This is a genomic window from Achromobacter sp. UMC71 (assembly GCF_014170305.1).
Taxonomy (GTDB): Bacteria; Pseudomonadota; Gammaproteobacteria; order Burkholderiales; family Burkholderiaceae_B; genus Achromobacter.
Genome location: NZ_LZZT01000053.1, coordinates 1 through 21,226, shown reverse-complemented (window position 1 = coordinate 21,226; position 21,226 = coordinate 1). Strand labels below are relative to the sequence as shown.

At 68.6% G+C, this 21,226-nt stretch carries 14 protein-coding genes and 1 pseudogene; 3 read left to right on the top strand and 12 right to left on the bottom strand.

Annotated features, from left to right (window positions below):
• The first annotated feature begins 18 nt into the window (after nucleotides 1-18).
• On the top strand, nucleotides 19-2,862 hold the full coding sequence (locus A9974_RS26185) for an autotransporter outer membrane beta-barrel domain-containing protein (RefSeq protein ID WP_183007095.1): 2,844 nt from the start codon (nucleotides 19-21) through the stop codon (nucleotides 2,860-2,862).
• A 28-nt stretch (nucleotides 2,863-2,890) separates the two neighbouring features.
• Here the strand turns inward: A9974_RS26185 and A9974_RS26180 are convergent, their stop codons facing one another.
• The 10 genes from A9974_RS26180 to A9974_RS26135 form a co-directional block, all read right to left on the bottom strand.
• Nucleotides 2,891-4,972, bottom strand: a complete 2,082-nt coding sequence (locus A9974_RS26180; RefSeq protein ID WP_183007094.1) for a PIG-L family deacetylase — start codon at nucleotides 4,970-4,972, stop codon at nucleotides 2,891-2,893.
• 79 nt (nucleotides 4,973-5,051) lie between these two features.
• A complete protein-coding gene (locus tag A9974_RS26175; RefSeq protein WP_183007093.1) occupies nucleotides 5,052-6,188 on the bottom strand; it encodes an acyltransferase in 1,137 nt (378 codons plus the stop codon).
• An 8-nt stretch (nucleotides 6,189-6,196) separates the two neighbouring features.
• Nucleotides 6,197-7,027 carry a class D beta-lactamase gene (gene blaOXA, locus A9974_RS26170; RefSeq protein ID WP_183007092.1) on the bottom strand — a complete coding sequence of 277 codons (831 nt, stop codon included), beginning with the start codon at nucleotides 7,025-7,027 and terminating at the stop codon, nucleotides 6,197-6,199.
• A gap of 33 nt (nucleotides 7,028-7,060) precedes the next feature.
• Entirely contained in the window at nucleotides 7,061-8,761 is a 1,701-nt protein-coding gene (locus A9974_RS26165; RefSeq protein WP_183007091.1) for a M56 family metallopeptidase, read from the bottom strand.
• Nucleotides 8,758-9,147: a BlaI/MecI/CopY family transcriptional regulator gene (locus tag A9974_RS26160; RefSeq protein WP_183007090.1), complete on the bottom strand. Its 390-nt coding sequence runs from the start codon at nucleotides 9,145-9,147 to the stop codon at nucleotides 8,758-8,760. The genes A9974_RS26165 and A9974_RS26160 overlap by 4 nt, the downstream gene beginning before the upstream one ends.
• Before the next feature lie 289 nt (nucleotides 9,148-9,436).
• A complete protein-coding gene (locus A9974_RS26155; protein WP_183007089.1) occupies nucleotides 9,437-10,324 on the bottom strand; it encodes an ABC transporter permease in 888 nt (295 codons plus the stop codon).
• Between the two features lie 70 nt (nucleotides 10,325-10,394).
• Nucleotides 10,395-11,375, bottom strand: coding sequence for an ABC transporter permease (locus tag A9974_RS26150; RefSeq protein WP_183007088.1), 981 nt, complete (start codon nucleotides 11,373-11,375; stop codon nucleotides 10,395-10,397).
• On the bottom strand, nucleotides 11,372-12,958 hold the full coding sequence (locus A9974_RS26145; RefSeq protein ID WP_183007087.1) for an ABC transporter substrate-binding protein: 1,587 nt from the start codon (nucleotides 12,956-12,958) through the stop codon (nucleotides 11,372-11,374). The genes A9974_RS26150 and A9974_RS26145 overlap by 4 nt, the downstream gene beginning before the upstream one ends.
• Nucleotides 12,959-13,027: 69 nt before the next feature.
• Nucleotides 13,028-14,731, bottom strand: a complete 1,704-nt coding sequence (locus A9974_RS26140; protein ID WP_183007086.1) for a hydantoinase B/oxoprolinase family protein — start codon at nucleotides 14,729-14,731, stop codon at nucleotides 13,028-13,030.
• The gene (locus A9974_RS26135) at nucleotides 14,728-16,881 is read right to left on the bottom strand and encodes a hydantoinase/oxoprolinase family protein (protein WP_183007085.1); all 2,154 of its coding nucleotides are present in this window, start codon (nucleotides 16,879-16,881) and stop codon (nucleotides 14,728-14,730) included. Before A9974_RS26135 ends, A9974_RS26140 begins: the two co-directional genes overlap by 4 nt.
• Before the next feature lie 197 nt (nucleotides 16,882-17,078).
• Here A9974_RS26135 and A9974_RS26130 point away from each other — a divergent pair, with 197 nt between their 5' ends.
• Nucleotides 17,079-18,710: an ABC transporter ATP-binding protein gene (locus A9974_RS26130; RefSeq protein WP_183007084.1), complete on the top strand. Its 1,632-nt coding sequence runs from the start codon at nucleotides 17,079-17,081 to the stop codon at nucleotides 18,708-18,710.
• A gap of 151 nt (nucleotides 18,711-18,861) precedes the next feature.
• On the opposite strand, the gene A9974_RS26125 is transcribed toward A9974_RS26130, so the two are convergent.
• Both A9974_RS26125 and A9974_RS26120 read right to left on the bottom strand, forming a co-directional pair.
• Nucleotides 18,862-19,968 (bottom strand): hypothetical protein, encoded by a 1,107-nt coding sequence (locus A9974_RS26125; RefSeq protein ID WP_183007083.1) that lies wholly within the window; start codon nucleotides 19,966-19,968, stop codon nucleotides 18,862-18,864.
• The gene (locus tag A9974_RS26120) at nucleotides 19,961-20,605 is read right to left on the bottom strand and encodes a hypothetical protein (RefSeq protein ID WP_255468326.1); all 645 of its coding nucleotides are present in this window, start codon (nucleotides 20,603-20,605) and stop codon (nucleotides 19,961-19,963) included. The genes A9974_RS26125 and A9974_RS26120 overlap by 8 nt, the downstream gene beginning before the upstream one ends.
• Nucleotides 20,606-20,818: 213 nt before the next feature.
• Between A9974_RS26120 and A9974_RS26115 the strand changes: the two are divergent.
• Nucleotides 20,819-21,226, top strand: a pseudogene (locus A9974_RS26115) (hypothetical protein); the annotation flags it as partial.

Genomic DNA, 21,226 nt, shown 5'->3' with positions numbered 1-21,226 from the left:
AACTTGCGAGCAGCGTTCATGCCTCTATTCCCTCTGCAACAAGGCACCCGCCGACCCTGTCGGCCGGTCTTCCTGATCCTGGGCAGGCCTGGCCGGATCCGCGGTCTGGCCCTGGCCGTCACGATCGCCAGCCTGTTTCCGGCCTGCCTGCCGTCCGCGCAGGCAGGCAGCCTGAACGGGGCGGACCAGTCGGCGACGGTCGACGGCAGCACTGCGTTGGCCAACTGGGACCTGACCAATGGCGCCAGCCTGTGGGTCACGGATGGCGGCGGGGTCGGCTCCGTCATCGCCAGCGACGGCGCCAGTCTGCGCATGGATGGCGGAGCCACGGCCACGGCGAGGTTCAACAACAACAGTGCCGCGGTCACATTGCGGGGCGCCAGCGCCGCCATTCAGGGCGCCACGCTGGACGGGACTCAATTCGGTCTTAGCGTGACGGGTGGACTGCCCGGTCTGCCCCCCTCCGCCACGGCGTCCATCGCCACGGTGGTCAACAGCACAATCACGGGGGGAGGGTCGGTGGGGGGAGCAGCGGTCAACATCGACGGCGAGCGTAGCGCGGCGGACATCTCCGGCAGCCATCTGAAAAGCGGGCATGTCGGCATCTACGCCCGCGGTGGTGGGCAAGCGACGGTGACCGATACGGATATCGAAGGCTTGACAGGGATCGCCGTGGGGGGCGGGGGAGCTCTTGGCGCAACCGCGACGGCGTCCCGGGTGCGCATCAATGCCGTCAACAGCGGAATTGCCGGGTATGCGGGGGCGAGGGTTGACGTCAGTGACTCCACCATTGATATCCGTGGTAATAATCCCGGCAGCCACGGAATCATTGTGATGGACGCCAACGCCCGGGTGCGGGCCCGCAACGTGGCCATCACCATTGCAAGCCGGACCTCCACGGGTATTCTCGTCGGAAGCCCGACGAGCGCCATCGATTTTCAGGGCGGCTCCATTGACGTCCTGAGTGCTGGATCCAAGGGGGCCAGCGCCTCGTTCAGCGCCGTGCTCACCCTCGATGGAACGCGGATGCGGGTCAACGGCATGGGTCTGCTGATGGAGCGGGGCGGAGTCATGCATCTCAATAATGTCGAACTCACTACGCTGGGCGGCGGAACCGGCGCTCAACTGCAAGACGGCGGCTCGCTGTCGATCGCCGCAAGCCGGATTCAGACCGCCGGCCAAGGCATCGTGATTGCCGGAACGATGGATTATTGGGGCGGCCATACCATCACCGTCGCCGATAGTCAGTTGCACGCGGGTGGCGTGACGATCCAGGCAAAGCAGGCCGGCAGCGCCGTCATCACATTGCGAAACAGCGACCTTGCAAGCGACAGCGGCAGGCTCTTTGTCAGCACAACGACGGGGAATATCGTGCTCAACGCAAGCAATACGCGCATGCAAGGCGATGTCGTGGTAGGCGCAGGCGGGGCCGATTTCAACCTGACCAATGGCTCGCTGTGGCGGGGCGGGAGCACGGGCCTGAATCACCTGTCTCTCGCAAGCGGTAGCCAATGGCACATGCAAAGCTCGTCTGATGTGCAATCCCTGAACAATTCGGGCACGGTGGCGTTCGCGCCCGGCGCGTTCAACACGCTCACGGTGCGCGGCGACCTGACGGGGGGCGGGCTATTCGAGATGAACACGGATCTGGCGGCAGGACGCTCGGATCTGTTGGCGGTGGGGGGTGCGGCGACGGGCACGCACCAGATCCTGGTCCACAACTCGGGCGGCGAGCCGTCGGTGGGCAATCAGCATCAGGAGATCGTGCGTACCGAGGGCGGTGATGCCCGCTTTTCGCTGGCCAACCGGGGGCAGGTGGTGGACGCCGGCACCTATCGATACCGGTTGCAGAGCAGTGACACCGTCGGCGGCCGGGCCACTGATTGGAGCCTGGTCCACGTGGGGCAGGTACCCACCGTGGTCCCGCTGAAACCGGGCGGCGATCTGTCTACGGGCGCGAACGCCGCGGTCAACACCGGCGGTATCGGCTCGGTGCAGAGCATCTGGTACGCGGAGATGAATTCCCTGGTCAAAAGGCTGGGCGAACTGCGGCTGGGTAACGACCGGGGCGGCCCATGGGCGCGAGCCTATCGCCAGCGGCAGTTGATCAATAACCAAGGCGGCCGGGGGTTCAGACAGAACGTCGGCGGCACGGAATTGGGCGCCGACTCGCGGATAAGCACCTCCAATGGCCGCTGGTATCTGGGCGCCATGGCCGGCTACAGCCGCGCCGACCGCAAGTTCGCCGACGAAGGCAATGGCGGCACCGACAGCTATCACGTGGGCGGCTACGCGACCTATATCGCGAATAGCGGCTGGTACGTGGATACGGTGGCCAAGGTCAATCATATGAAGCACGACTTCAAGGTAGAGGCCACCGACGGCGCGATGATCAAGGGCAACTACAAGAACCAGGGCGTGGGCGTGTCCGTGGAAGCGGGCCGTCAAGTGGACCTGGCCAATGGCTGGTTCATCGAACCGCAGGCCGAACTGGCGGTGTTTCGTGCCAACAGCGCGCGCTATCGCTTGAACAACGGCATGCGTGTCGCGGCCGAAGGGGGCAGTTCGGTGCTGCTGCGCGTGGGGTCGCTGGTGGGCCGCCGTCTGGAAATGAGCAATGGCAACACCGTGCAGCCCTACGTGAAGATCGGCTGGTCGCAGGAATTCGATGGCAAAAGCGTGGTGCGCACCAATGGCATCGGCACGCGCACGGACGTGTCCGGCGGACGCGCCGAGGTTGGCGCCGGCGTGATTGCGGCGCTTGGCAAGGATCACCGGCTGTATGCGGACTACGAATACAAGAAAGGCAGCCGCTTTGAATCGCCCTGGGCGGTCAACATGGGCTATCGCTATACCTGGTAGACGGCGTCAGCGGCGGCGTTCATTTCACTCATTGCACGTGCGTCGGCGTGGCCGTGCGCGAGGTCTGCGTCGGCATGCGCTCCTGGGTCAGTGTGCCGGGCGTATCGGGCGACGGGCGCACCACCACGGCGCTGCCGGGCGGGTTGACGCCCAGGTTGGGCAAGTCCGCCGGGCGCGCGACGGCGCTGGCGAACGGGCCGCCGCCGCTGGCGGGCACGCCGTCCAGGGTCAGCGCCGCCGCCCAGGCGCCGTCGTGGCGCGACAGCACCTGGTAGCGCTGCGGCCCGCCCGTGGTACGGGCGACGATATAGAGCGTGCCGTCGATCAGGTGCATCGCGGGGGGCGAGGCGGCCTCGGCGTCCAATTTGGCGGGTTTGCCGTGCTCGACCAGCCAGAGCGGACCGCCCGCACGTTCCAGAAGCGCCAGGACGACATTGCCTTGCGCATCGGCGTCGATGGCCGGACGGCCGATGTAGGGCACGCCCAGGTCCGTGGGGGCGCTGAAGGTAATGTCCAGGTCCGTGGTGTCGCCGGTTTCCTCCAGCCGCGTCAGGTGGTTGCCGGCGCGTTGGCGGAAATAGAGTTCGACGCGGTGTTCGTGGTTGCGGATCGCGGCCAAGCCGCCGGCCGCCTCGGGGGCCGTGATGCGGCGCCAGTGCTGCCAGTCGGGACGCTGGCCTTTGGCGGCGGGCAATTGCCGCGTGTAGAACAGCTGGCCGGCGGCGGCCGAGGCGAAGACGATGTAGCGGCCATCGTCGCCACGCACGACGGCGGGGGACCCCGTAGCGCCATCCAGCGGCGGCAGTTCCTGCCAGGTGCTCCAGCTGCCGTCGATGCCCGAAGGCGCAATCCAGTGCAGCCGGCCGTCGTAGCCCAGCGCCACGGCCGCCGCTTCGCCGCGCGGCGCCACGGCCGGAATCTGGGTGACGCGGATGCCGGCCAGCGCCTGCCAGCCTTGCCAGGTGCCGTCATGGCGCTGCTTGTTGGCCCAGACGCCGCCCAGCGGGTCGCGCGCCATCAGGCCGGCGGTGCCGTCGGCATGGGTGAATGACACCAGCGGCCCGCTGGTGCGTCCGCCCAGGCTCTGCCAGCGGTGCTGGCCCGAGTCCCAGCGGTTGACGGCCGCATTGGTTTCGCCGGCGGCAAACACCACCAGGCCGCCGCGGCCATCCGGATAGAGTTGCGGCGGCATGTCCTGGCGCGACACGTAGTAGGCGCGTTGCACCCAGGCCGCGGCCGGGCCGGCGGGTTCCTTGCAGCCGGTGGGGCCGGCGCAATAGTGGTAGTCGTTCCAGGCGTAGTGCTGGAAGATCAGCGCCTTGCTGGCGATTTCGGTATCCGCCAGATTGGTGGCGCGTTCCTGGCTGGGGTAGTCGATATAGCCGGTTTCGGCGTAGTTGCCCGGCACCCGCAGCATGGCCGCGCGCACCAGCCGCGCGCTGGCGATGTGATCGGGATGGCCGTGGCCGGCGCAGCGCCAGCACAGCTGGGTGTAGGGCACGGCGATGGTGTCGTCCAGGTGGCGCACGGTGGTGGGCGCGTACTGGCGGATCAGTTCGGCAAGCGTGTCGACCAGTTGTTCGCGGGTGTAGGTCTCGGGGTAGGGGCCGAGGGTGTCGACGCTTTGGCCGGGTTCGGATTCGGTGCGGCTGAGCGGCGTAAGGCTGCCCCAGCCCTTGCCTAGCCAGGGGTCCTTCAAGCGCATGTGCCAGAGCTGCACGCGGGGGTCGCCTTCCAGGGTGAAGCGCGCGATGCGGCGGCCGGCGACGATGCCGGTGTCTTCCTTCCATTGGTCGGGCTTGCCGGCCATGTAGGCGTAGGCGGCGCGCACGCCGCGCTCGCGGCCCAGCATGTAGGTGTCGCCTTCGCCCGCGTCGCTGGCGGTCAGGTAGACCACCCGCACGCAGCCGCCCGCCGCCACGTTCGAGGCGATGTCGGGGTTCATGAACAGCAGGTCGTCATCCAGGTGGGCGACGAAAGCCAGGTCCTTGATGCCGTGGCATTGCGCCAGCGTGGGCGGCGCGGCAAGCACGCAGGGGCTGGTCAGGGCGGCCAGGGCGAAAAGCAGTATCCGGCCAAGGGGGCGAAACAGGTCCGGTCGTCGGGGCATGGCATAGGGGCAGTCTGGCCCCGTTATTTTTAGACCCTTATTTATAGCGGATATGCCGTGCCGGCGTTCGTCATGGCCGTTACGCTTTTGTGCCGGACGTAACGGCGACGGCGCGTGTCACGCCGAAAACCCGCCGCAGCGCCCGGTTCGCCGGGCTGGAATAGCCGCTCGCCACGACGGCGCCGATCAGGCAGGAGGCCGTCAGATAGGCGCACAGCAAGGCCAGTCTGGCATCGCCGGGTGTCAGGGCGGGCGGCCAGGCCGTGCGCAGCAGGCCCAGAACGACCAGATGCAGCAGGTAGATCTCGTAGCAGTCGCGGCCGCAGCGTCCGAGCAGGCGCTGTGCCAAGCCGGTGGGCGGCCAGTCGGTCGCCGGCCGACGCAGCAGCAGCACGGCCGTGCCCAACGCCATCGCGCTGGCGCCCAGTACATTGCTGGCGCTGATGGGCCAGGCCAGATAGAAGAACAGCATGGCGATGCCGACCGCTGCGTGCACGAGCCGCCGTTGCAGGAAGGCGGGCGGATGGCGACGGGCCAGGACGGCGGCGACGCCACCGATGGCGATGGCGTCGAAGCAGGCCAGGTAGCCATACAGATAGGCCTCGCTGCCATCCTGGTGCGCCAAGCGATAGAGCGGGCCGGCGATGATGAGCGCCACCGCGAGCGCGCCGCGCATCCACGCGCGACGCAGCAGCAGGCACGCGAGAGGAAAGAGCAGATAGAAGGCCAGCTCGACCGACAGCGACCACATCACGCCCAGGGCATAGTTGAGCCACCCCTCGCGTATCACCAGCACGTTCATCCAGCCCGTCAGCGCGGCCAGGCTGGTCGTCCACAGCGACACGGCGGCGTCCGGGCGGTTGCCAAACAATGCCACGCCCGCCAGCGCCAGGGCGTTCACCACCGCCAGCGTCAGCAACAGCGTGGGCACGATGCGCGCCAGCCGCAGCCCGTAGAAGGAGGCGAGCCGCACGGCGCCCAGGCTGCCCCAGCGATCCAGCGCGTTGCGCGTGACCAGATACCCCGAGATGACGAAGAACATCGTCACGCCATAGTTGCCGTTGCGCGCAATGGCGTGCAGCAGCGGCCAGCCCAGCAGGCTGGCAAGCAGGGTGTCTTGCAGGGGATAGGCGATATTGAAGTGGTGCAGCAGCACCAGCAGGATCGACACGCCGCGTAGCGTGTCGATGCCGCCATCGCGCGCATCGGTCAGCATGGCGAGCGCTACTTTTGTGCCGCCGGGGCCGTCAGCGCCGGCCACTGGCTGATGAGTTCATCGCGGGCCCGCAGGCCAGCATTGGGGCGGGTGGCCTGTTCGTCCTGAATCAGGCGGGCGAACACGAGCTGGCGGTCATTCTTGCGGGCCCAGCCGACGAACCAGCCGTAGGCGTTGGCGGGCGTGTAGACGCCGGCATTGCCGGGCGACCCGGTGCCGGTCTTGCCGTAAATGCGCCAGCCGTCGGCGCTGCCGGCCTCGAACAGGGTGTCGGCCAGCGCGTAGGCCCCGGCCTTGATGGGCAGTTGCCGGTTGACGACCTGGCGCAGAAAGCCCAACTGCTCCAGCGGCGAGATACGCAGCGACGAGATGATCCAGGCGCCTTGCATGCCGTTGTGCTTGCCGGGTTCGCCCGACACATCTTCATTGCCGTAGCGGAACGCGGACGTGTACTGCTGGAAGCGCTGTGCTCCCAGGCGCTGGGCGACCTGCTGCGAATACCAGACCACGGAATACGTGATCCAGCGCGCCGGGTCTGTGGGCTGGCGCCAGGCGTCGCCGCCCCAGTCGGGGTAGTCAGGCTGGTAGTCCAGCACGGGCGCGTGCGGGCCTTGCAGGATGCCGGCGTCCGCGCCCATCAGGGCGATGGCAAGCTTGAAGGTCGACGCCGGCGTGTAGCGTGTGCCGCAGGCCTCGGCCGTGCCTTGCTGGAACACGATATTGCCCGTGGCGGCGTCGGCCACCACGGTGCAGAGTTCACGCGCCTGGGTTGGCGCGGCGGCCAGTGCCGTCAGGGAAAAGGCGACGCCCAGGGCGTGGGGCAAGAGTCGAACGGTCATGATCGATGCAGTCATCAAAGAAAAAGCCAACACTCAGGCGCGCGGCGTACGCCCATTGAGCAGAACCAGCGTCAGGTCGCGGTCGTCGATATGCAGGCGCATGGCCAGGCAGCGGCCCGCCTCGGTCGAGGCCCCGGTCTTGGACAGGCGGATGTCCCAGCCCTGCGCGCCGACCAGCGGATTGGTATTGCGGTAGTGCAGCGACGCGCCGGCCGTGGCAACGGTTTCGGCGAGCGCGGTGGTGTCGCGGGCGATCTGCGGATAGGCGGACGCGGCGGCCATGATCTTGCCGATGTCCACGGCGCTGGCGCGGTTGGCGCCCGACAGGCCGGTGGGTTCTTCCAGCGTGGTGTGTTGCAGATGCAGTGCGGCGGTCTTACGCTGCAAGGCGGCCTGGAACGCGGTTTGACCGCCCGGGTAGCTCCGCGCCAACGCATGGGCGGCGCGGTTGTCCGAAGACATCAGCGCCAGTTTCAGCAGGGTGTGCAGCGTAGCGGCGGTGCCCACCGGCAGGGCGCATGGGGAGGCCGCGGTGGCCTGCGCATCCTGTTCTTCGATCACGATGCGGCGGTCCAGGTCGGGCGCGGTGTCCAGCACGACCATGGCGGTCATCAGCTTGGTCAGCGACGCGATGGGCACGGCGTCGTTCTCGGCGCGGCCGAGCAGGGTGGCGCCGGACGCGTCGTCCTGCAGCAGCACGTGCGTGGCGCCGCTGGAGGCGATCAGGGCCTGGACGCCGGGTAGCTGGGCCAGGATGTGGCGGGCTTCGGTGGCGGTGGGCGCTTGACCGGGCCGGGCCGCGTGCAGCGCGGGCCAGGCGATGAACCCCGCCAACGCCAGTGTCATCGCCAGGATGGGCCCGGCGGCCGTGCGCCGCGCCGGCACGCTGGCGGGGGCGGCCAGGCGGCGGATGCGGTCCAGCAGATCGCCATCGCGTGCGCCGGGGGCGACAGCCGCGGGCGGGCGGCGGGCGTCGCTCAACCCATGCAAGGCGCGGGCCAGCGTCAAGGGGCTGGGCAGCATCGAGGCGGCCATGGCGTCGGCAATGCGCTCGCGTTCGATGCGCAGGCGACGCGACAGCCACCACACCGAGGGGTGAAAGAACAGCAGCGCCTCGGCGGCGTGCTGCAACAGGTTCACCAGGTAATCGTGGCGCCGCACGTGCGCCAGTTCATGCGCCAGCAGGGCTTGCAGCAGGTCGGCCGGCATGCCGGTCACCAGCGTGGCGGGCATCAGCACCACGGGCTTGAGCCAACCGGCGGTGACGGGCGTGGCCAGGTGGTGCGCCACGCGCAGGCTGACGCCGCGTGCCAGGCCCAGGCGGCGCGACAGGTCGGCGGCGCGGGCCAGCCAGACCGGGTCGGCCCAGGCCTGGCTGCGGCGCAGTTGGCCGCGCAGCCAGCCGATGCCCAGCAAGACGCGCACCGACGCCACGAGGCTGCCGATCAGCCAGGCCAACGCCAGCCACAGCGGCCAGCGGGCGGCGGCCGGCACGCCAGGGTCCTCACCCGTCGGCCCCGGCAACGCACGCCAGGCCGAGGCCACATCGGCCGCCAGCACTGCCACGCAGGCGCACAGGGCGGCGCACAGCAGCGCATAACGCAAGCGATTGTCGCCAGGTCGGGTCAGCGCCAGCAGGCCCGCCGTGGCGGCGTGCAGGCACAGGATCTTCCAGGCCACGGCCGGCAGGCTGCCGCCGATGGCCCAGGCCGTGGCGAGCAGGAGCGCGTTCACGGCTTGTCTTTGCGCAGCAGCGCTTCGATTTCGGCGCGGTCTTTCTTGCTGACGTGGCCATCGCGCAGCGCGGCCAGCACCAGCGCCTTGCCCGAGCCGGCGAAGGCGCGGCGGATCAGGTCCTTGACCAGGCCGCCTTGCGTGGCCGCCTGGGTCTGCGCCGCCGCATAGACATGGGAACGCTCGCTTTCGTCGCGCGTCAGCAGGCCCTTGCCGTGCATGAGCTGCATCTGCCGCAGCACGTTGGCGTAGGTCAGGTCGTCGCGCAGGGCGGCCATGGCGGCGTGGACCTGTTTGACGGTGGCGGGGCCGGTTTCCCACAGCGCGCGCAGCACATCGAGTTCGGCGCTGGTGGGCTTGGCGGCGGGTGGAGGCGTAGGGGACATCGAGGCGGACGTGGGCGGAAACGTTGATAGAACTATTTTTCTAGAATAGTTTTTCTAGAAAAAAAAGTCTACTTGGATTTGCCGCGATCCTGCCGCGTGCCTGGGAATTGGAGCGTTCGGGAGCGGGCGCGCGGACGCGGCTCAGTCCCTGGCCAGCGCCAGATAGATCCATCCCATGCCGTTCCCCTTATTGCTCTGCACAAAAAAGGGAAATATACCGGAGGGCAATGCGCGGGCGGCGCCAGGCCCATTCGCCCGGACCGCCAGCCAAACGCAGCGTTCATGCGCATTACCGCGCCAGCCGGGGATTGAACGCGTCGTTCAGCGCATCGCCCAGCAGGTTCAGCGACAGCACGGTCAGGATGATGGACACGCCCGGCAGCGCGGTCAGGTACCAGGCGGTGCGCAGCATCTCGCGGGCGCTGCCGATCATGCTGCCCCACGACACGGCGTTGGGGTCGCCCATGTTCATGAATGACAGCGCCGACTCCATCAGGATGGCGTTGGCGACCAGCACCGAGGTCGTCACGATGACCGGCGGCAGGGCGTTTGGCAGGATTTCGAGCAGGGCGATGCGGGCGTGGCTGTAGCCCAGGCTGCGCGCGGCCTGCACGAATTCCGATTCGCGCAGGGTACGGAATTCGGCGCGCACCAGCCGCGCGATCACGGGCCAGGACGCCACGCCGATGGACAGCGCAATCACCGCCACCGACGGCCGGGCGATGGCGACGATGACCACCACGAGCAGGAACGACGGAATGGTCTGCAGCAGTTCGGTGACGCGCATCAGCGCCATGTTGACCCAGCCGCCGAAATAGCCGGCGGTCGCGCCGACCGCGATGCCGATGACCAGGCTGAGCAGCGCGGCGGTGAAGCCCACGGTCAGCGATACGCGCGCGCCATGCGCCAGACCGGCGGCCACATCGCGCCCCATGGTGTCGGTGCCCAGCCAGAAGCCGGGGTCCTGACCGGGCCACAGGATGGGCGGGCCGACCATGTCGAGCGGGTCGTTCGGAAATACCCACGGCGCGGTCACCGCCGCCAGCAGGATCAACAGCAGCAGCACGCCGCCCGCGACCGCGGCGGGGTTGGTGAGAAGGCGGCCCAGCGCGCCGCGGCGGCGCCAGGGCAGTCGGGCGGGCGGGGCGCCCAGCGTGGATTCGATAGGAGCGGACATAAGGGAACTCAGGAAAGAAGCGGCGTCGTTTGAGCAGGCATGCGTGACTCAGGCAAGCAGCAGGCGCCGTTCAGCGCGCGCGGATGCGCGGGTCCAGCATGGTCTGCAGCAGGTCGACCAGGATGTTGGCCACGATGACCAGCAGCGACGACAGCACCAGGATGCCCAGCAGAACGACGTAGTCGCGACCCATGACGGAGTCATAGGCCAGCCGGCCCAGGCCGGGCCAGCTGAAGACGGTCTCGACCACCACCGCGCCGCCCAGCAGCGTGCCGACGTTCAACCCCGCCACCGTGGTGACGGGAATGAGGGCGTTGCGCAGCACGTGGCGCAGCGCCACCGCGCGCGGCGTCAGGCCCTTGGCGTGGGCGGTGCGCACGAAGTCCTGGCGGCTCACTTCCAGCATCGCGGCACGCGTCAGCCGCGCGAAGATCGCGACGTAGAAGCTGGCCAGCGCCAGCGTGGGCAGCACCAGATGACGCGCCACGTCCAGCGCATGGGCCAGTCCCGTGGCGCCCGAGCCGATGGTGGACACGCCGCCGGGCGGCAGCCAGCCCAGCTTGACCGACAGCAGGATGATGGCCATGAGGCCCAGCCAGAATCCGGGGGTGGAATACAGCAGCAGCGCCGCCAATGACAATGCGCGGTCCAGCCAGCGGCCGGCAAAACTTGCCATGACAGCGCCTAGTGCGATGCCGGCGGCCAGGGCGCAGGCCAGCGCGCTGCCCATCAGCAGCACCGTGTTGCCCAAACGGCTGAAGATCAGGTCCGACACCGGCAGGTTCAAGCGCGGCGAGACGCCCAGGTTCAACGTCGCCAGGTTGCGCAGGTAGTCGCCCAGCCGTTGCGACATGGACTGGTCCAGCCCGAGGTGCGTACGCAGCGCCGCCATGCTGGCCTCGGTGGCCGAGCCGGATTCGGCCGCGATCACGTCGGCGGCGTCGCCTGGCACGGCTTGCAGCAGGAAGAAACTGAGCAGGACAACGCCAATGACGGTCGGCACGGCCTGCAGCAGCGAACGCGCCAGGATGCGCAGGGTCCGTCCGGTCATGGTTGCAGGTAGACGTCGGCCAGATTGGATTCGACGCCGTCGGCGGTCAGCGAGTGGTCGTGCACGCGCTGATTGGCGATGGTGATGAACTCCGGCTGGTACAGGTTCAGGTCGGGCACGTCACGGGCCACGATCTGCTGGAATTCCTTGAACAGCTGAACGCGGCGGGCGGGGTCGTTTTCCACGGCGGCCGCTTCCAGCAGCTCGTCCACCTTGGGGTTGTTGTAGTGCGTGCCGTTGGAGAAAGGCACCCCCTTGATGAAGTTCTTGGACCAGTACAGCCGCTGCACGCCCACGGTGGGGTCGAACAGGTTGCTGGCGCCGTTGGTGGTGAAGGAGAAGTCGCGGTCGGTGTACACCCGTTTGATGAAGGCCGAGGCGTCTTGCGCGCGGACCGTCACCGCGATGCCGACGCGGGCCAGCGTAGTGCGCAGGTAGTCGGCCAGGCGCGGGCCGTCGGCGCCGATGGGGTTGTAGTCCAGCGTAATGCGGAACCGCACGCCGTCGGCGCCCTTTGGGTAGCCGGCTTCGTCCAGTAGCGCGTTGGCGCGCTTCAGGTCAAAGGGGTAGGGCGTGACGGCCGGGTCGTTGTAGGCCTTCAGGCCCGGGGCGATGGGCGAGTAGGCCACCTGGCCGACGCCGTAGTTCACGACCTTCAGGATGACGTTGCGGTCAACGGCGTGGGCCACGGCCTGGCGCACCTTTTCGTTCTTGAAGTATGGGTCGTCCAGGTTGAATTCCAGGCGCGTGACGTTGTAGGAATAACTGTTGCCGCGGGTCTCGAAGCGCAGCGACGGCACGGCCTTCAAGCGCGCCAGGTCGGCCAGCGGCACCGGCGTGCGGTAACCCAGGTCGGCCGTGCCGGTTTCGAAGGCGATGGCCGCGGCGGCCGGGTCAGCCACGATGCGCACGATCAGGCGGTCGATGTAGGGCTTGGGTTTGTCCCAGTAGTCCGGGTTGCGCTCATACACGATGTGGCTGCCGCGCACCCATTCCTTGAATTTGTAGGGGCCGGTGCCGATCGGGGCCGACGTGGCCGGGTTGGTCAACGGATCCGTGCCCTCATAGATGTGCTTGGGAATGATGGGCGTTTCGGTCGCGACGAAGGCGCGGATCAGGTAGGGCGCCGGCTTGGACAGGCGTAGCACGACGGTATGGTCGTCGGGCGTTTCGATGGCCGTGACGTTGGCGAAGGTGTTGCGCCCGCGCGGGTGGATCCTCTTGAGCAGATCGATCGAGAAGGCTACGTCCGCCGACGTGAACGGCTTGCCGTCATGCCACGTCACGCCCTGGCGCAGCGTGAAGGTGTACACGGTGCCGTCGGGGCTGATGGTCCAGGCAGTGGCCAGCTGCGGTTCGGGTTTGAGGTCGTAGTCGTACTTGAGCAGGCCTTCGGTGACTTTGGCGCTGACGCTCAGGATGGGGGTGGCCACATTGCCCACGGTGACCAGTGCGGTGGGCTCGGACGGCAGCAATAGCGTCAACGTGCCGCCGCGGGTGGCTTCGGCATGGGCAAAGGGGCTGGCGGCCAGCAGCAGGCCGGCAAACAGCAGCTTGAAGAAGGGACGGCGGGGCGATGTCATGGTCGTCGGAAAGGCTTCAGATGGGGCTTGGTCCTGGGCGGAGCCCTGGGGATATCAACGAGGGGGGGATCAGGGGGATGGGGCGGCACGTCCGTAGGCGTCTTCGGCTTGTTCGGCGCTGACCAGGCCGTAGCGCACATCGCGTTCGATGCTGGCGTCGGCGCGTTGGGCCGGGTCGCCCAAGCCGCCGCCGCCCGGGGTATGCACCACCAGGCGTTCACCGGCGGGGATCAACTGGCGGCCCTTGGCGCGCAGCGCCGCGCCGGAACCCAGCTCCAGCCTGCCGCCCGCGCCCGCCTGGCCGCCCAGCGCGCCGCGGGCCGGGTGGACCACGCGGTCGAAGGCGGCGGCGATGATCATGCCTGCTTGCGGGTCTGCGTGACGCACCACGATGGTCTGGCCCAGCCCGCCGCGCACGACGCCCGGGCCGCCTGAATCCTGGCGGTATTCCTTCTTTTCAAACACCAGCGGATTGGCGCTTTCCAGGATTTCCAGCGACACGTTGCGCACGCCGCTGGGGTAGGACGTGACGGACAATCCATCCTTGCCCGGACGCGCGCCGGTGCCGCCCGTGGAAAAGCTGGTGGCGTTGAAACGGCGGCCGGCCAGCAGGGCGTGCTGCTGTTCCTGGGTGGCGCCGGCGAGCGGTTCGCCGCCCACCAGGTGCAGGTTCCACAACGACGAGGCGCCTTCGGCCGGCACCTGGTCCGCCCGGGCCTGGCGCAGCGCGCCGAATACGACGTCGGGCAGCATCTGCCCGATGATGTGGCGGGCTGTCACCGCGGCCGGGAAGCGGGCGTTCAGGATCGAGCCTTCCGGCGCCGACACTTCCACCAGCGACAGCGAGCCGGCGTTGTTGGGCACGTCGGCGCCGATCAGGCAGCGGATGCCGAACGAGGTGTAGGCGTCGGTATAGGCTTTCACCACGTTGATGCCGCGCGTCACGCTGGGCGAGGTGCCGTCGAAATCCACCAGGATCTTGCCGGCCTGCACGGTGACGCTGGCCTGCAGCGTGATGGGGGCGTCGTAGCCGTCGATCACGAGCGTGTTGTGCCAGGTGCCGTGGGGCCATTCGGCGATCGCCTGGCGCATGGCCTGCGCCGATTGTTCGACGATGTAGCCGCCGAGTTGCTCCAGGTCCGCCAGCTGGAATTCCGTAAGCAGCGATTTCAGGCGGCGCCCGCCGATGTCGTTGCAGGCCACCAGCGCGTACAGGTCGCCTTCGACCTGTTCCGGTTCACGCACGTTGGCGCGGATGATGGCCAGCACGCCGGGGTCGACCTTGTGTTGGTGAAAGAAGCGCAGGATCGGCAGGAACAGGCCTTCGTGATAGACCTCCAGGCCATCGGCGCTGCTGCCGATGCCGCCGATGTCGATGACGTGCAGCGTAGACGCGAACAAGGCGACCAGCGCGCCGTCGTGAAACACCGGCGACACCATGGTCATGTCGAACAGGTGGCCGGTGCCTTTCCAGGGGTCGTTGGTCAGCAGCACGTCGCCGTCCCGCAGCGTGTCGGGCGGAAATACCTTCAGAAAGTGCTTGACCGATTCGGCCATGGCGTTGACATGGCCGGGCGTGCCAGTGACGGCCTGAGCGATCATCCTGCCGTCGGGCAGGAAGACGCCCGCCGACAAGTCGCCGGCTTCCCGCGTGGCGGTGCCGAAGGCGGAACGGATCAGGACCTGCGCCTGCTCTTCCACTACTGACAGCAGGCGGTTCCAGGCCAGTTGGAAGCGGATGCGTTGCTGGGGCGTGTGTTGCGGGGTGCTCATGATGCGAATTCCTTTCCCGCGCCGGAGGCGGGCTTGGCGGCTGACTGCAGGTCGTCCAGCACCAGCGAGCCCAGCCGGCTGCGCCGCGCTTCAAAGCCGGTCGGTACAAACGTGGTGGTTTCGTCTTCCACGACGAGGGCAGGGCCAAGCAGTTTCTGTTCGGCATCCAGCGATTGCCGTTCGTAGTACGGCACGTCCGTCCAGCGGTTTTCGTCGAAGTCGTACAGCGCGCGCGTGCCCGACTGGCGCGCGGCCGTGGCGGGCCCGCTGGCGACGTGATCCAGGGGGCGGGCACGGCGTTCGCCGGCCTGGGCGGCGACTGACCAGCTGACCGTCTCGGGCGCCACGTGAGGCAGGCTGCGGCCATAGAGCTGGGCGTAGCGTTCGGCGAAGGCCGCATCCAGCTGGCGGCTTGCTGCCGCATCGAAGGGGCCGTCCGGCAGGTCGACCGGGATTTCGTGGCCCTGTCCGCTATAGCGCATGAAGACCACGCGCTTGTGGCTCAGCGGCGCAGCGGGCGCCGCGCGCCGCACCACCGCGTCCACGCCGGCGGTCAATTCGTCCAGCAAGCGTTGGACGGCGGCGTGGTCGATGCTGGCCAGGCGCTGATGGAAGCTGCGCACGGCCTGGTAGGCAATGGGTGCCCACAGGAAGCCCACCGCCGAGCCCACGCCGGCGGATTCCGGGATGATGACGCGGCCGATACCCAGCTTGCGGGCCAGCCGGGCGGCGTGCAGCGGCGCGGCGCCGCCGAATGCGATCAGGGTGTGCTCTTCGGCGGCCTTGCCCAGTTCCGACGCATGCACGCGCGCGGCGTTGGCCATGTTCTCGGTGACCACGTCGATGATGGCCTGCGCGGCCTGGGGCGCCTCCAGGCCGGCGCTTGCGGCCAGGTGGGTCTGGATGGCGTGGCGCGCGCGCTCCGGTTGCAGGCGCACCTTGCCCACGGCGAAGCGTTCGGGCGTGACAGTGCCGATCAGGGCATGAGCATCGGTCACAGTCGGCCGTTCACCGCCGTTGCCATACGCGGCGGGGCCGGGCGACGAGCCCGCGCTGTCGGGGCCGACCTGCACCACGCCTAGATGATTCACGCGGGCAATCGAGCCGCCGCCCGCGCCGATCTCCACCATCTCGATCACGGGGATGCGGATCGGCAGGCCGGAGCCTTTCAGGTGACGGTGCACGCGGCCGAATTCGAAGCTGCGGCTGACCTGCGGCTCGAAGTCGTCGATGTAGCAGATCTTGGCCGTGGTGCCGCCCATGTCGAACGACAGGGCGCGGGCCGTGCCGGTCTGCTCGGCGATGTGCTGGGCCAGGATGGCGCCGCCGGCGGGGCCGGATTCCACCAGCCGCACCGGCTCGTCCACGCCGGTCTGCAAGGTGGCGATCGAGCCGCCGGAGGTCATCAGGAACGGCTCGCCGCGCAGGCCGCGCTGGCGCGCGGCGTCGTTCAGGCGGCGTAGATAGCCCGACACCTGAGGCTGCACGTAGGCGTTGGCGCTGACGGTGGACAGGCGCGGGTATTCGCGGATCTCGGCGCATACGTCGGACGACAGCGACACCCACAGCTGCGGTGCGTGTTCGCGCAGCAGCTCGCGGATACGGCGCTCATGACCGGGGTGGGCGTAGCTGTGCAGCAGGCAGACGGCCACGCTTTCGACGCCGGCGCGCGTCAGTTCGCCGGCCAGCGCGATCACCTGGGCTTCATCCAGCGGCGTCAGCACCTGGCCGTGCGCATCGACGCGTTCGGTGACGCCATGGCGCCAGGGACGCGGCACCAACGGTTCCGGCTTGTCCAGGAAAATGTCGTACTGGGCGAAGCGGTCTTCCAGACCGATCTCGACCAGGTCGCGAAAGCCTTCTGTGGTCACCAGCGCGGTGCGGGCGCCTTTGCGTTCGATCAACGCGTTGGTGGCCAACGTAGTGCCCAGGATCAGCAGGTCCACTCGCGGCCACGTCAGGCCGGCCTGGCCAAGCAACTCTTCGATGCCTTGCAGGACCGCGGTTTCGGGGGTGTCGGGCGTGGTCAGCAGCTTGGCCGACCAGCGCCGGGGTTCTTGTTCGAGAACGATGTCGGTAAACGTGCCGCCCACGTCGACGGCGACGCGAACCGGCGCCGTCGAGGCGGTTTCAGGAGGGGATTGGGACATGGATGCAGGAAGGGCGAATGCGGGGAGGAAACGCGGGGCGCCGGCAGGCGCCGTCAGCAAAAGACCGATCCTAAGCAGTCGGCGCCGCCGCTAGAAGGATGTTTTTCGCATGTCGATATTTGGATTTCGAGCGGTGATTTGCTTATCTCCGATCTGTCGTTAGACGCCGTCGCCGCGCGTCTTACCATCGGCCTCCCATGACCGAACTGCTACGCATCCAGAACCTGACGGTGGACCTGCCGGCCGGCGCCGACCGGCCGCACGCGCTCCACGACCTGTCCCTGTCCGTCAACGCCGGCGAAATCGTGTGCGTCGTTGGCGAGAGCGGATCGGGCAAGTCGCTGACCGCGGGCGCCATCCTGGGCCTGTTGCCGCAAGGGGTGCGCGCCAGCGGCGGCCAGGTGCTGTGGGAAGGGCAGGACCTGTTGCAGCTGTCGCCCGCGGCATTGCGCCGTCTGCGCGGCCGGCGTATCGGCATGATCTTCCAGGAGCCGATGACGGCGCTCAATCCGCTGCGCACCATCGGCGACCAGATCGGCGAAGTATTCCGCACCCACTCGCGCCTGGCTGGCGCCGAGATCCGCCGGCGCACGCTGGAGCTGCTCGATGCCGTGCGTCTGCCCGACCCGGCGCATGCGCTGGGCGCCTATCCCCATGAATTGTCCGGTGGCCAACGACAGCGCGCCATGATCGCCATGGCCCTGGCGCTGGAGCCGGCGCTGCTGATCGCCGACGAGCCGACCACGGCGCTGGACGTCACCACGCAGGCACAGATCCTGCACTTGATCCACGACCTGCAGCGACGCCGCGGCACGGCGGTGCTATTCATCACGCACGACTTCGGCGTGGTCGCGCAAATCGCGGACCGCGTGGCCGTCATGCAGCGCGGCGTGCTGGTGGAAAGCGGCAGCGCGGATGATGTGCTGGAACGCCCGCGCCACCCCTATACCCGCGCGCTGATCGCCGCGGTGCCGCCGCTGGCGCCGGGACGGTCTCCGCTGCAATCGGATGCGCCCGTCATCCTGGCGGCCGAGGCCTTGTCCAAGACCTATCACAAGCGCGGCTGGTTCAATAACCCCGGCCGGGTGACGCATGCGCTGGACGGCGTCACGCTGGCGCTGCGCGAGGGCAGCACGCTGGGCATCGTGGGCGAAAGCGGCTCGGGTAAGTCGACGCTGGCGCGCACGCTGCTGGGCTTGCTGCCGCCCGACACGGGCGCCATCACGCTAGCCGGCGAAAGCCTGGCATTCAAGGGCAGCCGCGCGCGGCGCGCGCATGCGCGGCGCGTGCAGATGGTGTTTCAGGATCCCTATGGATCCTTGAATCCGCGTCAGCGGGTGGGCGAGATCGTCGCGCGCGGCCCCATCGTGCATGGCATGCCGCGGCGCGAGGCCTGGGCCCAGGCGCGCGAGCTGTTCGAATTGGTGGGCCTGTCGCCGGACGCCATTCGGCGCTATCCGCACGAATTCTCCGGCGGCCAGCGCCAGCGCGTGGGCCTGGCCCGGGCGCTGGCCATGCGGCCGCGCGTGCTCATCGCCGACGAACCCGTGTCGGCGCTGGACGTATCGGTGCAGGCGCAGGTGCTGGCCTTGCTGGCGCGCTTGCGCGAACAGCTGGGGCTGTCGATCATCTTCATCACTCACGACCTGCGTGTGGCCGCGCAAGTCTGCGACCACATCGCCGTGATGAAGGATGGCCGCGTGGTCGAAGAAGGTCCGTGCGCGGACGTCTTCGCCAAGCCTGCGCATCCCTACACCCAGGCGTTGCTGGCGGCGGTGCCGGGCCGCAGATGGCGCGCGGACGCGGCGGTGGCGCGGCAGGCTGCCTGAACCTTCGCTGTAGGCATGTTGTCCATGCCGCCACCGAGGCGCAACAAACGCCGGGTGTGGGTGGTGTCGCGCTGACGGCGGGCATGATGGCCGTCGAAATCATCGCCGGCAATCTGTACGGTTCCATGGCGTTGGTCGCCGACGCCAGGCCCTAGTCGCACGCCTTGGCATCGCGCCGCGAGGGATCGACGCAAGCGGCCCAGGTCTGCGCGCCGAGCGCGGTGACCGGCAGGAAGCGCGTCATGGGCTGGGCATACAGGAACACCCGGCCGGGGGTGTCGTGCAGCGCCTGGTGGAAAGGCGCGATCTGTTCCGGGGCCAGCATGACTTGACCCTGCGCGTTGCTGCGGCCGTCCAACAGCACGGTCTGCACGGCGGGGTCCCAGGAGGGCAGGGCATCGTCGTCGAGCGTGTCGGCCGGCACGCGCACCACGCGCCACGGTTCGTCGGGGATCTCGGTGGTGACCACCGGCGATTCGCCGGCCCGCACCACCAGCACGCGGTCGGCCTTGGACTGCGGTTCGGCATAGGCGAGCAACGTGCCGGGATTGTCCGGGTCCGGCCGTGAACGGTACACGGCGCGCAGCGTGCCGTCGGCATTCAGGCTGCGCACGACTGCCCCTGCCGCGCCCGCGCGCAGGTCGATGGTGCGCAGCAATTGGCCGTCGGCGTTGCGCACGAAGTGGACGGGGTGCGTCGGCGTCGTGCCGCAGTTGTCGAGATACACGGCGCTGATGGCGCCGTGCGAGTCGCGGGTGACGCAGGCCTGGCTTTGCAGACCGGCCCCATCGCGGGCGGACGAAAATTCGGCATACGCGGACAAGCGGCCTTGCGCGTCGTAGGCCAGCCGGTAGCCGCCGTTATCGATCTGGCGCACGCCCCGGTTCAGCTTGCGGTCGATGCGGCACAGCCGGCCGTCGGCGTCGCGTTGCAGGATCGTGGTGCCGGGTTTTCCGGCGGCGCTGCCGTAGACGGACCAGTCCACGTCCTCGGTCCAGAACCGCGGAGTGGGGTCGCCGTCGTTCGCCACCGCAATCAGTGCGCCACGGGCCGGCACGCGTTCTCCGCGCAGGCCCAGCAGCACGCCTTCGCCGTCCAGCTCCAGTGCCAAGGGGTGCGCGCGCAGTCCTTCGGCGGCGGGATCATTGCCGAAGTCCGCGGTAAGGGGCGGGCAGGCGGCCCAGCTCCAGGCCGAAGCCGTCGCCAGCAAGGCAGCCAGCGCATAGGACGCGTATCGGATTCGGGTCGGATCAGCCATATTGCAAGTTGTCCAGAAACAGTACGGCATTCCAGAACTCGCGCGTCATGGCGCCCAGCCGCAGGCGCGGGCCGTCTTCGAAGATCAGGAACGGGTAGGCGTCGCGTTCGAGCGTGCCGTCCGGGGGCAGATGGTAGGGCTTGAAGCGGGCCGGGTCATTGAAATAGCGCTCCAACCGTCCCCCGTCGTCGAGGTGCAGATACCAGGCGCGCAGCGTCAGCGGCGCTTTACCGGCAGGGGTATCGATGTAGGGGCCGCCGTCACCCGCCACCACCGCCTGGCGCAGCAGGGCAAGCGTCAGGCGCGCGCGGCCTCGGAAGGCGATGCCGCCCGAGACCGACCCAGGGGGCTGCGCGGCCAGCTGACGCACGAAAGCCACCGCGCGGGACGACGGCACCACGGTATTGGCGAACAGCCGTTCGATATCGGCATCGGTGGGGTTTTTCACCGCGGCAAGCTGGGTCAGGTCGTTGTCGAAGTCCTTGACCCATTGCTGGTAGCGCCGGGTCTCTACCTGGCGGTCAAAGGCCTGTGCCGCGGGCGCCAGGGCCAGCGTGCACAGCAGAACCACCGCGCAGCGCACCATTGTCATATGGCGCTGCCAGCGCCGTGCGAGGGCGAGAGAGGGAAGGTGCATGCCCAGGTCTCCGGGGGGAGGTGGTTATCGTTCGTCAGCCCCTTGCGGCAGGGCCATTTGAACGGTCGGCTGGAGCCGGCGGTCAAGCGGGAATTATAGGTACGGAACGATTTGTGCCCTGGGGCGGCATGCCGCCGGCTTTTGCATGCGGGCTTGGAACTCTTTCGGTCGTGATGTTACCGAGCCGGATCGACGATGTATCGGAGTTCCCTCATGACCACATTCTGTCCCCGCCCCTTGCCGCTCGTGCTGGCCCTTGCCGGCGCGCTGTGCAGCGCACCGCCCGCTTTCGCCGTGGGCGCGGGAGGCAACGGCGCGCAAGGCGTCTTGGGGGGCGGCCCGTTCGGTGGGCCGTCCACCTTCGGCAATGGCGGCGGCGCGTTCAGCGTGCCGGGCTGGGGCGGAACCGGGGTCAGCGGGGGTACGGCAGGCAACAATGGCGGCGATGTGCAGGCTTCGGGGGGAGCGGGGCAAATAGGGAGTCAGTCGTCGGTGGTGAGTGTGAGCGCCCCGTCGTCGGTGGTCGGTGGCGGCGGGGGCGGCGCGGGCCTGACGATCGTTGTGTCCGTACTGGGACTGTCCGCCCAGGGCGGCAGCGGCGGTGCCGGGGTGCAGCTAGCC

Excerpts from the sequence above, each read along its gene's own strand:
- A9974_RS26160 (WP_183007090.1), bottom strand. The coding sequence starts at position 9,147 with ATGTCCCCTACGCCTCCACCCGCCGCCAAGCCCACCAGCGCCGAACTC.
- A9974_RS26180 (WP_183007094.1), bottom strand. The coding sequence starts at position 4,972 with ATGCCCCGACGACCGGACCTGTTTCGCCCCCTTGGCCGGATACTGCTT.
- A9974_RS26140 (WP_183007086.1), bottom strand. The coding sequence starts at position 14,731 with ATGAGCACCCCGCAACACACGCCCCAGCAACGCATCCGCTTCCAACTG.
- A9974_RS26185 (WP_183007095.1), top strand. The coding sequence starts at position 19 with ATGCCTCTATTCCCTCTGCAACAAGGCACCCGCCGACCCTGTCGGCCG.
- A9974_RS26145 (WP_183007087.1), bottom strand. The coding sequence starts at position 12,958 with ATGACATCGCCCCGCCGTCCCTTCTTCAAGCTGCTGTTTGCCGGCCTG.
- A9974_RS26120 (WP_255468326.1), bottom strand. The coding sequence starts at position 20,605 with ATGCACCTTCCCTCTCTCGCCCTCGCACGGCGCTGGCAGCGCCATATG.
- A9974_RS26150 (WP_183007088.1), bottom strand. The coding sequence starts at position 11,375 with ATGACCGGACGGACCCTGCGCATCCTGGCGCGTTCGCTGCTGCAGGCC.
- A9974_RS26130 (WP_183007084.1), top strand. The coding sequence starts at position 17,079 with ATGACCGAACTGCTACGCATCCAGAACCTGACGGTGGACCTGCCGGCC.
- A9974_RS26175 (WP_183007093.1), bottom strand. The coding sequence starts at position 6,188 with ATGCTGACCGATGCGCGCGATGGCGGCATCGACACGCTACGCGGCGTG.
- A9974_RS26125 (WP_183007083.1), bottom strand. The coding sequence starts at position 19,968 with ATGGCTGATCCGACCCGAATCCGATACGCGTCCTATGCGCTGGCTGCC.
- A9974_RS26155 (WP_183007089.1), bottom strand. The coding sequence starts at position 10,324 with ATGTCCGCTCCTATCGAATCCACGCTGGGCGCCCCGCCCGCCCGACTG.
- blaOXA (WP_183007092.1), bottom strand. The coding sequence starts at position 7,027 with ATGACCGTTCGACTCTTGCCCCACGCCCTGGGCGTCGCCTTTTCCCTG.
- A9974_RS26135 (WP_183007085.1), bottom strand. The coding sequence starts at position 16,881 with ATGTCCCAATCCCCTCCTGAAACCGCCTCGACGGCGCCGGTTCGCGTC.